This is a genomic window from Phyllobacterium pellucidum, from assembly GCF_013327855.1.
Classification (GTDB): domain Bacteria; phylum Pseudomonadota; class Alphaproteobacteria; order Rhizobiales; family Rhizobiaceae; genus Phyllobacterium; species Phyllobacterium pellucidum.
This window is the reverse complement of record NZ_JABUMX010000005.1, coordinates 124684-136309: the sequence shown is the minus strand read 5'-3', so window position 1 is coordinate 136309 and position 11626 is coordinate 124684. Positions and strand designations below refer to the sequence as shown.

Annotated in this window: 9 protein-coding genes; 6 read left to right on the top strand and 3 right to left on the bottom strand. The window is 57.3% G+C overall.

All coding sequences use genetic code 11. From position 1 onward, the window contains the following. Nucleotides 1-4 precede the first annotated feature (4 nt). Nucleotides 5-1066 (bottom strand): hemin-degrading factor, encoded by a 1062-nt coding sequence (locus HQ945_RS18975; RefSeq protein WP_113281092.1) that lies wholly within the window; start codon nucleotides 1064-1066, stop codon nucleotides 5-7. Nucleotides 1067-1296: 230 nt separating this feature from the next. Here HQ945_RS18975 and HQ945_RS18970 point away from each other — a divergent pair, with 230 nt between their 5' ends. The 3 genes from HQ945_RS18970 to HQ945_RS18960 are packed head-to-tail and all read left to right on the top strand — an operon-like array spanning nucleotide 1297 to nucleotide 5105. Beyond that, nucleotides 1297-3438 (top strand): TonB-dependent hemoglobin/transferrin/lactoferrin family receptor, encoded by a 2142-nt coding sequence (locus HQ945_RS18970; protein WP_113280996.1) that lies wholly within the window; start codon nucleotides 1297-1299, stop codon nucleotides 3436-3438. Nucleotides 3439-3440: 2 nt separating this feature from the next. Next, complete coding sequence (locus tag HQ945_RS18965) at nucleotides 3441-3890, top strand: hypothetical protein (RefSeq protein ID WP_091924289.1); 450 nt, start codon at nucleotides 3441-3443, stop codon at nucleotides 3888-3890. A gap of 3 nt (nucleotides 3891-3893) precedes the next feature. Beyond that, nucleotides 3894-5105 (top strand): energy transducer TonB family protein, encoded by a 1212-nt coding sequence (locus HQ945_RS18960; RefSeq protein ID WP_246272722.1) that lies wholly within the window; start codon nucleotides 3894-3896, stop codon nucleotides 5103-5105. Nucleotides 5106-5110: 5 nt separating this feature from the next. Here HQ945_RS18960 and HQ945_RS18955 read toward each other — a convergent pair whose 3' ends face one another. Continuing rightward, nucleotides 5111-5650 carry a glyoxalase superfamily protein gene (locus HQ945_RS18955; RefSeq protein WP_113281094.1) on the bottom strand — a complete coding sequence of 180 codons (540 nt, stop codon included), beginning with the start codon at nucleotides 5648-5650 and terminating at the stop codon, nucleotides 5111-5113. 539 nt (nucleotides 5651-6189) lie between these two features. Between HQ945_RS18955 and repA the strand changes: the two genes are divergently transcribed. From repA to repC, 3 genes are all read left to right on the top strand, one after another. Next, entirely contained in the window at nucleotides 6190-7383 is a 1194-nt protein-coding gene (gene repA / locus HQ945_RS18950; protein WP_113280997.1) for a plasmid partitioning protein RepA, read from the top strand. After that, nucleotides 7383-8411: a plasmid partitioning protein RepB gene (repB, locus tag HQ945_RS18945; RefSeq protein ID WP_113280998.1), complete on the top strand. Its 1029-nt coding sequence runs from the start codon at nucleotides 7383-7385 to the stop codon at nucleotides 8409-8411. The genes repA and repB overlap by 1 nt, the downstream gene beginning before the upstream one ends. 155 nt (nucleotides 8412-8566) lie before the next feature. Then, complete coding sequence (gene repC / locus HQ945_RS18940) at nucleotides 8567-9784, top strand: plasmid replication protein RepC (RefSeq protein ID WP_174208405.1); 1218 nt, start codon at nucleotides 8567-8569, stop codon at nucleotides 9782-9784. Between the two features lie 343 nt (nucleotides 9785-10127). Here the strand turns inward: repC and HQ945_RS18935 are convergent, their stop codons facing one another. Continuing rightward, nucleotides 10128-11519 carry a sensor histidine kinase gene (locus tag HQ945_RS18935; protein ID WP_174208404.1) on the bottom strand — a complete coding sequence of 464 codons (1392 nt, stop codon included), beginning with the start codon at nucleotides 11517-11519 and terminating at the stop codon, nucleotides 10128-10130. Nucleotides 11520-11626: the final 107 nt, after the last annotated feature.

Genomic DNA, 11626 nt, shown 5'->3' with positions numbered 1-11626 from the left:
CGCCTCACGCCGCTGCATGCATGAGGTTGGGAAGATTTTCCACAAGGTCGCGCCAGTCACTGCGTTCGCCCGATCCTTCGGCCCGCTTGCCGAAAAACTGCACGATCAACGCGCCTTTCGCATCGTAAGCCTCCAGGGATGTTACGTGGCCATCTTTAGTCGGCTTACGTACGGCCCATACTTCGGCGATGTGATCGGTTCGCAGATGCATATGGAACGTCTCGTCGAGGATGTTGATCCAGGGCCCCATGGGCTTCACCGCCTGGATCGGTCCGCTGTGAATCTGAATGCAACCGCGATTGCCGATAAAGCACATGATCGGCATTTCGCCCTTGGCCGCCTGGTGCAGCATCGTGGTCACCGTCTGCCCGTCGAGACGCCAAGCGAAATCGTCGCCGATGACTTGCACCGCCTGGTGGCGCGTCATGCTCAACGACCGCAATATGCCGAAGAATTCGTGGACGTCGCGCATTTTCTTCCAGCGATCACGCAGGCTGGATGCGTCGAGCTCTTCGATTGCCAGTTTCTTTTCCTCGATTTCGGGCAATGAAGTCAGTTCGATTGTCTGCGATTGGTCGTCGAGGCGCAGCTTGGCGACCAGCACTTCATACGCATCGAGGCTGGAAGCCGGCCGCAAATGAATCTTGTGTATTGCTTCGCCCGCTGCGTCGAAGAATTGCAGGCTGCGGCGGACGCTACCGTCCTCGTCTTCCTTGGCAACTGCGAAGCCGTGGGCCCAATGGCTCTGAAAGATTCGCATGTCGATTTGTTCGCCGAGAACGATGCTAGCATGTTTGCTGACATGGGCGTTTTCGTAAGTGCCGATCTTCTCATGCACGGCGCTTTCGTTACGGGTAAGCGCCATTACTTCGCCAAGTGAAGCAATCTTGGTCAGAAACGTCTCGATGCGCGGGCTGATGCGCACGACGCTGATTCCGCAATAGGCAGCGACGAGCTCGGCTTCCGAGACGCCGAGCTGCTGCGCAAGGTCCCGCTCGCGCATTTTCGGATTTTCAGCACGAGCCTGCCGAATGGTTTCGGGAGTAGATTTTACTGGTTCAGCCATGACGAGCGCCCCTTGATGTTTTGTCCTCGAATGAAAGTCTGAAGCGGGCAAGAATGCCATTTTTCAAACTTGACTCTTAAAGTCACCTTTATTACTCAACACAAAGAAGAGTCAACCAGTCAAGATTTGAAATGACCTTCTAGAAACAATCGTTTGCAAGCGAGCAATGAGCTTTTTCAAGAGCGCCTTTAAGCCAGCCAGCATTCAGACTCTGGAGAGAATGGGTAATTATGGGGCTTATTGCACGGAATACGGCTGCTCTGCTCGGCGGAGCGGCGCTGATGGTAATGATTGGCTCGGCGGTTGCGGGGGCGCAGCAGGTCACTCCAAATGCACAACCGGGGGCGCAACAGCCCGTGGGTGAAGCTGCAAAGAAGGGTCGCGTGACGCTGCTGCAGCGACTGGTGATCGGCGCCGGCGTCGACAAGATCGCGATCGATACGCCGCAGGCTGTTACCGTGGTCGATCAGGAACAGATGGATCAGGACCAGCCGACGACGATCGGCGATACGCTGCGCGACGTGCCCGGTGTCACCGCCATCGGCAGCGACCGCATTTTTGGCGAGGCGTTCAACATCCGTGGTATCGGCGGAGCTGCGGCGGCGGACGAATCGAAGATCATCATCAATGTCGATGGCACGCCCAAATTCTACGAGCAGTACCGCATGGGATCCTTTTTCAGCGATCCCGAGCTTTACAAGCAGGTCGAAGTCCTGCGCGGCCCGGCTTCGTCTACCCTCTACGGTTCCGGGGCCCTCGGCGGTGTCATCAATCTGACGACGAAAGACGCAGCAGATTTTCTGGTGAACGGTCAGAACAATTCCGTGCGCGTAAAGAGCGCCTATGATTCCAATGGTACGGGCATTCTCGGCTCAACCATTTATGCGACGCGCCTGAACGAGAATTTCGAATTCCTTGGGATGGGCAATTATCGCCAGGGCGACGATTACAAGGACGGCGATGGCGACACGATCCAGGGTTCGAATTTCGAATCCTGGTCTGGTCTGGCGAAAGGCACCTATCGTTTCGGCGATGGTAACGAACAGACCATCCGCCTTTCCTATCAGCGCTGGCAGGGCAGCGGCGACGACCAGGCCTATTCTCAGACCGACAATTTTGATTTTGGAACAGTCGATCGCAAGGTAACCGACCAGACGGCCGTCTTCAGCTACGAGAATCCCGCCAGCGACAATCCATGGCTCAATCTCAAGTTCGAACTCTCCTATTCGGACACTGCGAACGAACAGACCAATGCTTCGGGAATAGGCATGCCCGACCAGCTGTTCGACGATTCGGATTATTCGTACCAGACGTTGCAGGCGCGTCTTGAGAATACCTTTGAGTACAAGGCTGACGATTTCGAGAACTACCTGACGATCGGCACGCAAATCAGCCGTCAGGATCGCGACGCCGAATCGCTCGGCGGTATCAAGCCTGGGCCGATTCTGTTCCATCCTGAGGGAACCGAAAACAAGTACGGATTCTACGCCCAGGACGAATTCGTGTGGCGGGAAAAGCTGACCTTGATCCCCGGCATCCGTTATGACTACCGCGATACATCGCCGGGTGAAGGTATCGCCAGTGCCGAAGACACCTCGGATGATGCAATTTCGCCGAAGCTTGCAGCGCTTTACAAGTTCAACGACAGCTTCTCGGTGTTCGGGTCGGTGGCCCACACGGAACGGTTCCCGACCATCGATGAGTTCTACTCAACGTCGGGTCCTGGACGCGGGACCTATCCAGGCGGTCGCACTGCCAGCCTGGATCTCGAGAAGGAGACGTCGAACAATTACGAAGCCGGCTTTTCTGTCGCCGGTTATGATCTGATGCGGGCCGGCGATACGTTGCAACTGAAGACCACCGGGTTCTACAACCAGATCCGCAACCTCATCAGCACCAATCCAAACAACCGCAGCCGCTTGCCCGTCACCTACTACGTCAACATCGCCGAAGCGAAAATTTACGGCGTGGAGGTTGAAGGGTCCTATGACGCTGAGGTCTTCTTCACTCGCCTCGCCTACAGCAACATAAAGGGCGAGGACGAGCAGACGGGTGCTCCGCTGACAACGATCCCCGCGCAGCAACTGACGATGACTGTTGGCGGCCGGATGGTCGATTACGGCGTGGAGTATGGCTGGCGCGGCCAATTCGCCGCTCACACCGATACAGGCTTCACCGGCCAGCCGACACCGGGCTACGGCGTTCACGACATCTTCACAAGCTGGAAGCCCGCAGACGGCAAATATGCCGGTTTCGAAGCCCGCTTCGCTGTCGAGAACATCTTCGATCGGCAATACCGCGAGAATCTGTCCGGCACAGATGCCAAGGGCCGGACCTTCAAACTCACCTTGGCCAAACAATTTGGATGGTAACCATGAAATTTGCAGCAAGTCTTGGCTTTAGCATGACCGCTGTTACAGCCATATCACTTCTTGCCGCAACGGGGCTGGCGTCGGGGGAAGAGTCCACCCCGGCGCCAGCCCTGACTCTCGAATTGAATGCGCTGCAGCCCTCCGAAAAGGGCTGCCGCCTTACCTTTGTCGTCAGCAATAACCTCAAAGCTCCGCTCGACAAGGCCGCCTTCGAGATCGCTCTGTTCAACGAAGCGAACGTTGTCGACCGCATCACGGTGCTTGACTTCAAGGATCTCCCCGAAGGCAAGACCAAGGTGCGGCGCTTCGATCTCGGCGACACGGACTGTGCCAAGGTGACGCGTGTCCTCATCAACGACGCTACGGAGTGCTCCGGCGCCGGGATCGACCCGAAAGCCTGTATTCGGCAGTTGAAGCCCATCACCAAATCATCGGTGCAGTTCGGGAGCTGAGTGATGGCCTACGCGCTGGCATTTCGTTCCGAGCCCCAGCCTGTCAGGCTGGCGGAACCGCCAGCGCTGCATCTTGTCTCCGATACCAGTCTGCTCCTCTCCTACGCGCATCCCGAAGAGCATCAGCAACTACCGGGCGCGTCGGCGATGGAACTTTCACCGGATGCCAACGCAGGCGAAAGCCTGTCAAGCACGCCGGTGCCTGTCGCAACAAGCTGGTATCGCAAGCTCCTTCTGTCGTGCGGCTTTCATGCCGCGCTGGTACTCTTCATGGTCGGGTTCATCGCAGACGAAGTCCTGATTGCTGGAAGCCAGCAGACCATGGCGTCTTTGCTTGGCGACGGCGCCGTCGACATGAACAGCTCAGGTGAGCCGGATCAACTTCCTGATGCGACCAATGTCACACTGATATCGATGCAGGCACCAATCCCGATACCGGTGGAAAATGTCGAAGTACCGCCCTCCCCTGCCGCAAGCGACGCCCCAATTGAGACACCGGTACCTGCGGAAGAGATTAAGCCTGTTGAACCGGCAGAAAATGTCACGGCCGTCGAGGAGACGCCAGCAACCGTTGCACCCGCTGACGCATTGGAAGTGCTTGCGGTGCAGGTTCCGTCTGAACACGGCAGCGTCGCCCCGGTAACGCAGACGGCGGACGTTAAGACCGCTGCAGTCCAGCCGGTTGAAGAGCCTGCCGAGAGTTCGGCGGAAGCGCCGCACATCGTGGAGAAGACCGACCCCGCCCCGGTTCAAAAACCCGTGCAGCGAACGGCAAAAATAGAGAGCGAAGCAAAGCCGGCTAAGCCATCCAAGCGACTAGCAGCACAGGGCCGTAAGGGCTCGAATGAGCGCACAGCGCGCGTCGGCGTTGCCGACGGCAAGAGCGATGGCGACAAAAGTTCTGATGGCAACGCCAAAGGAAAGTCCACCGTTGAGGGAAATGCGGCGGTATCCAACTATCCGGGTACGGTGACGTCGAAGCTTCGGCGCGCTTTGCGCCGCCAGGGGCGATTGCGCGGTGAGTTGATCGTTTCCTTCGTCGTCGCCAATAATGGCAGCGTATCGAGCGTTGCGGTCGGCCGCAGTTCTGGCAATCCCGCCGTCGATCGGGCGGGGATTGAGACAGTCAGGCGTGCTGCGCCCTTCCCTCCGATCCCCGCCGACGCCAAACGCTCGAGCTGGGCGTTTGACGTTCCCCTCGCCTTTGGCGGTTAAGTCGATTACGCGTCTTTCACTTCCATGAATCGCATGTGATTGTTGAAGGGGTCGGTTACCTCGACTTCAAGCCGAGTGCCCTCGTCATGAAGTCCAGGCTTCATGTAACGGTAGTTTTTTGCCGAAAGTTCTGCGTGGAACGTTCGTATCCCCTTCATGTAGATAACCATGTTGCCACCCGGCGTTGCATCGCCTGCATGTTCGGACAGGTGTAGCCGCAGACCGCCACGGGAGATTTGCGTGTAAAGCGGAAAGTTGTCGCCGTAGCGATGTTCCCAATCGACCTTGAAGCCCAGGAACCCCAGATAGAATTCGTGCGCCTTCGCCACGTCGAATATTCTGACGATTGGGACAGCCTGTTCAAAGGCGATAGCACTGTTTTCCGCCACGCCATCGATCCGCGCGGCGAGGATGTTCCAGTTCGCCAGGCCAAACTGCCGGGCCACAATCTCGAGTGCTTCGCTTTGTTTGATGGCCTGTTCGCGTTCGGCGAATGCATCTCTCAGCACTTTCGCCATAGCTTTCGCATTGCGGTAATCACGCATAACGTTTCCTTTCATCCGGCGAAATTCATACCCGTGCCCGCGTTGCAGATAATTCCGCCCGACGTTTGGAAGGTCAGGAAACATTATGCGAAGGCGTTCACCATGCTCCATTTCTGGAGTGCGGACGGCAGGCGCACCTTCAGGCCATGAGAGCACTTTAGTGAAGGAAATCGTAATTGTCAGGAGGCGGGAATGTGTTTCCCGCAATATTTCTGGAGATGAGGCCGTGGCTGTCCGCGTGGCTGGCTGTTGCCTTTGGAGGGTATATTCCAGTGCGAAGAACGAGGGATGCTGGCTCTATACCAGGCGTTATGGCGACGACGATCTCCCCGCCCCTATCGTAAGGCTGCGGCAGTCCGGAGCCTAACTCAAGGGATGCAGGTGGCTTTAAATTACCAAAGTTGTCCGCGGACAACAGCCGCTCTGGCCGCCAATTCACGCCATGGTTAAATGTTTGTGAATTCTTTACGAATCGGGCCATATTGTAACTGCGCAGTTTGAGCTAAAGTTTCGTCAATTGCGCAGTTCGAGGATCACCGATGTTACAGTCACCAATCCAAAGCGGCGAGCAGGAGCACCTGCCATCGATGTTGTCCGCGGATTCGCTGGAATTGTCACGCCAGCTCCAGCTTCATCAGCAGAAGATATTTCCCCCAACGTCCCAGAAAAGCATCCGGCAGTTCACGCCGGCCGAGGCCGCCTACTATATCGGTATTGGTGAAGGCTATCTGCGGCAGGTGGCATCGGAAGGACATGGACCGGAACCCCTCGCAAACGGCAGGCGGATGTATACGCCAGCCGATATGGAGCGGATCCGGCGCTCCCTCGACGAAAAGAACGGATCGCAAAAATACGTACCCAACCGCCGGTCTGGGGAAAAGCTGCAAGTCATCGCGGTGATGAACTTCAAGGGCGGGTCGGCCAAGACGACAACCTCTGCGCATCTGGCGCAATATCTCGCGCTGCGCGGCCAGCGCGTTCTGGCGGTGGATCTCGATCCGCAGGCTTCGCTGTCGGCGCTCTTCGGCCATCAACCGGAACTCGACGTAGGCGAGAGCGAAACGCTCTACGGTGCGATACGCTACGAGGACCCGCGGCCGATCGCAGAGATCGTTCGGGCCACATATACACAAAACCTCCATATCGTGCCGGGCAATCTGGAACTCATGGAGTTCGAGCATGAAACGCCACGGGCAATCACATCGGGATCGGCGGAGACGATGTTCTTCGCGCGCATAGGCGAGGTGCTCGCCGACATTGAAAGCCTTTACGACGTCGTTATCATCGATTGCCCGCCACAGCTCGGCTTCCTGACGATGTCGGCATTGTGCGCAGCAACGTCGGTTTTGATTACCGTGCATCCGCAAATGCTCGACGTGATGTCCATGTCGCAGTTTCTAGCCATGACCAGCGAGATGATGGCCGTGGTCGAGCGGGCAGGCGGCCGCACAAGCTATGACTGGATGCGCTATCTCGTGACGCGCTACGAGCCCAATGATGGTCCGCAGAACCAGATGACCGGATTCATGCGGGCGATCTTCGGCAATCGAATGCTACACAATCCCATGCTGAAATCGACCGCGATTTCCGATGCGGGCGTGACCAAACAGACGCTCTATGAAGTCGAACGGAGCCAGTTTACGCGGGGCACCTACGACCGGGCGATGGAGTCGCTCAACGCTGTCAATTCCGAAATCGAAGGCCTCCTCAACGCTACCTGGGGGAGGAAATAATGGCCCGCAAGAACCTCATCGGGGTTTCCGCCGCCGAGAGTGCCGCCCCGGATACGGCAACGCCAATGACGGCCACGAGACCGCTCGCCGGCTTTGTCGCCCCTGCCGTGCGGAGCACGCCCATTGGCGGCATCACAAAGACGCTCGGTAGCATCACGCAGAAGTTCGAGCGCGCGCAGGATATCGAGAAGCAACTGGCCGAAGGTCAGACGATTGTCGAGCTTGACCCCGCCATCGTTGACGGATCTTTCATCAGCGATCGCCTTGGCATCGATGCGGCGGAACTTGCCGAACTCGTTGAACAGATCAAGAGCCACGGCCAGCAAGTGCCGATCCTCGTGCGTCCACACCCGCAGGATAAGGGCCGCTATCAGGTCGCCTACGGTCACCGCCGGCTGGCGGCGGTAAGGCAGCTGGGCACCAAGGTTCGCGCCGTCATCCGGGAGCTTTCCGATGATCAGCTGGTTGTCAGTCAGGGCCAGGAGAATAATGCGCGAACCAACCTGTCCTATATCGAGCGGGCCCTCTTTGCGGTTCGTCTCGAAGAACGGTCGTTCTCGCGCGATACGATCATGGCTGCGCTTGGCGTGGACAAGGCGGCTCTTTCGAAGATGATCTCGGTTGTACGTCAAATTCCGGTCGAACTTATTGAGGCAATCGGCGCGGCACCGGGGGTCGGGAGGCGGCGGTGGATGGAGTTTGCCGAGCTGGCGCCGAAATCAAGGCTCAAGGACTTATTGGCGTTGTTGTCCGCGGACAACTGCAGAGCCATGTCCAGTGACCAGCGCTTTCAAAAAGCCGTCGAGATCGTGAGGCGAAGGCCTGACAAGGCGCGAGCAGCCACCGCGGCCAAGGTTTGGGCTCCAAGTGACAGGTCTGTCAGCGTTACGCTGAAAACAACTGCAAAGAAGGCCACGGTTACGCTCGAGGCGAGCAACGGCCCACGCTTTGCCGAATGGATCGCCGACAATCTGGGAGATCTCTATGAGGCTTTCAGGAAGTCAGCCAAGGAAACAACGGGAGACTAAACCGCAAAAGAAAAAGGCCCCCAAACGTTGCCGTCGTGGAAGCCCTTCTCATCTGTAGCAACTTGAGAATCGCATTTCCCCGAATCACTGTCAAGAGTCATTGGCGTCGTTTTGGCGAGTTGAGTTCTTTTGCCTTTTTGAAAAGGTGAAACGAGATGCTCGGAAATCTCATAACGACGCCCTTCGGGCGGCGGGCGATGTCGCTTGGCCAGTTGGAGGCCCAGCGCCAGGCGCAGACGGTGGATCAGGACAAGACGGCCGACAAATGGCAGATCTATCGTTGGCTGTGCGAAGGCAAGGACATCATCGGCATCGGCGATCGGGCGCTTGCCGTTCTCAATGCGCTGTTGTCGTTCCTGCCGGACAATGAACTTTCCAGCGCTAACGGGCTCGTCGTCTTTCCATCGAACGTGCAGCTCTCAATGCGCGCGCACGGCATGGCGAGCGCCACCTTGCGCCGGCATCTGGCAGCGCTGGTCGAATGCGGCCTGATTACCCGCAAGGACAGCCCCAACGGCAAGCGCTATTCGCACAAGGGCAGGGGAGGGGAGATTACCGACGCTTTCGGCTTCTCGCTGGCGCCGCTGCTTGTCCGCGCCGAGGAGATCGAAGCCGCAGCAGAAAGTGTGCGCGCTGAAAAACGGGCGCTGAAGCTCGTGCGCGAGCGTATTACCCTGCATCGCCGCGATATCGCCAAGCTGATCGAGGTTGCCGTTGCCGAAGCCATCCCAGGCGACTGGGCGACGCTGTGGCAGCGTTTGCGCGCCCTGGTCGAGGCCATCCCGCGCCAGGCTATCCTCGCCGCGCTGGAGCCGATCCTCGCCGCAATGGCCGATTTGCATGAGGAAGTTGCTATCCTTCTGGAAAACAACATTAATACCAAGAATACGAGCGGCAATGAGTCTCAGAGTGAGCCGCAACAACAGAATTCAAATACCGACTCTCCATCTGACTTTGAACCCGGCTCAAGAAAAAGCCAAGGCGCGAAATCCGAGCCCATCCGGCAGAAGGCCGAGGATGTCACCAAAACCTATCCATTGGGTCTGGTGATGAAGGCCTGTCCGGAAATTGCCGACTATGCGCCGGCCGGCATCGACAACTGGCGCGGCTTTATGGCGACGGCGGCGCAGGTGCGAGGTTACCTTGGCATTTCGCCCTCGGCCTATGCGGAGGCGCTCGACGTCTTTGGCGAGGAAAACACCGCCATCGTCATCGCCCTGATCCTCGAACGAGCCCAGCACATCAATTCCGCCGGAGGCTATCTGCGGGCCTTGACCGAAAAGGCGCGGGCAGGGGAGTTTACCGTCGGCCCCATGCTGATGGCGGCGCTCAAAGCCAATGGGATACGCCCGACGCTGGTGGCAGGGGAATGAGGATCTATGGTGTCTCAATTCACGCCCAGAAGGCCGAGTTTCCTTTCCCGGTGGAGCACATATTTGACCGAGGAAACAGCCGCGCACGATCCGTGCCGCGTACTTTAAGCGACCGTCGGATGGTCAATTCGACACAAAAGGCGATTGGTTGACTCAAAATGCATTCGTCCAGCGTAACATCCAAGACACAGAAACGAATGTCTCGTTAGGTTCAATTATCACGAATATATGCCAATAAAACAATTTGTTAACCATAACGCGACCTTGGGCTCGAAAGATAGTTGGCACCTTTGTCACCCGGCCGAGCGATGAGCGTCAACGATGAGAACATGCCAGGCGCTGGCTAATTCCTGAAATCAAGGGTCATCTCGATTCGGTTGGCGCTGTTCTGGCCCGAATACACCTGGAATGATCCTCCTAGGCTCTCGACACGATCCCGCAGCCCGTTGAGACCCATGCCTTCGCGCCAGACGGGGGGCTCCCTGTCTTGAAGGTTGTTTCCGCTTTTAACTGAAACGTTAAGCTGCATGCCGTCAAAGGTACATATGACTGATTGTTCGTGACCGCGCGCATGGCGGAACGCGTTGGTCAACCCTTCCTGAACGAAGCGATAGACGCAGATTTTGATGGCAAGGGGGAGGGGCTCCGTGATTGGCAGGCAGTCTACGTCCACTTTGGTATTCGTTCGCTGTTCGTGACTTCGCGCAACGCGAAAAATCAAATCGGAAAGTGCCAGCTTCTCGATATCCGGCAACATCAGGCCTTTCGAGATCGAACGTATCTCATCCAGTGCTTCCGAAAGCGCGCCGCCGATTTTCTTGAGCTCAATTTTCCGCGCGGCTCCATTCGGGGCACGGTGTACCTCATCCAGTTTTAGTGCCGCCAGCGTTATCAACTGCGCCGGACCATCATGCAGATCGGCGCCGATGTTGCGAAGCGCCCTTTCATTGAACTCGGCAACACGGCTTGAGGCTTGCTGCGATCGCTCGCGCAGGCGACGATTGTGCTCGGAAATCTGTTCGATCTTTTTAAGGCGCTGCACGAGACCGGCTTTCTGCACATCGATCAACCGGCTGCCGCGATAGACGATTCCAAACAGCCCGAGAACGATAAGGAGGGTCGCCGCCACGATGGCCAGCCAAGTGCGTCTTTGCACAAGGGTAAGCTTTTCCTCAAGTTGGCTGGGTACCTCGTGGATCTCGGCAACGGCAATAATATCGCCTGAAAGGAGTTCGCGAATAGGGACGTAAATTTCGAGATAGGATTTGTTGAATTCCCGCACCGTGTGTTCGGCGGCCGACAGGTCCGCATACTGCGCCGATACTTCTCCGGCAAGAGCGTCGACGAGGCCATGCGGTGCGGTAAACCTTCGCCCGATAATCTCCGCCGATCTCGAATAGACGATCAGGCCGTCATCCTTCCAGATCTCGAGGTGCGGAAACCTTTTGCTGAATTCATCGCCGCCCAGCAAAGCGTCCAGCCTTTGGATCTGTTCTGCCGACAGAGATTCAACCGTTGCGAGGTCGTGAACAAGAGGGGTGATCAAGCTTTGGAGAAACAGTGCGGTCGCACTGGCGGTGTCTTCGACAGTAACCTTCGATACGATGTTCGAAACAACGGACCCTGCAAGAAACATGGCTCCGAGCATGAACACGCCGCCGGCAAGGGCAAATTGCGTTGACAGGCTTTTCTCGCCAAACCACGCCTTGATTTCTTGCCTCCATTTACCTTGCAAGCATTCCTCCCGAAGCTAGCCGATCAGACCCTAATATACGGCAGGAACGCGCGACCGCTAGGAGATTAGGACATGTGTTCCATAGGCCGTTGGTCCAATCGACCATC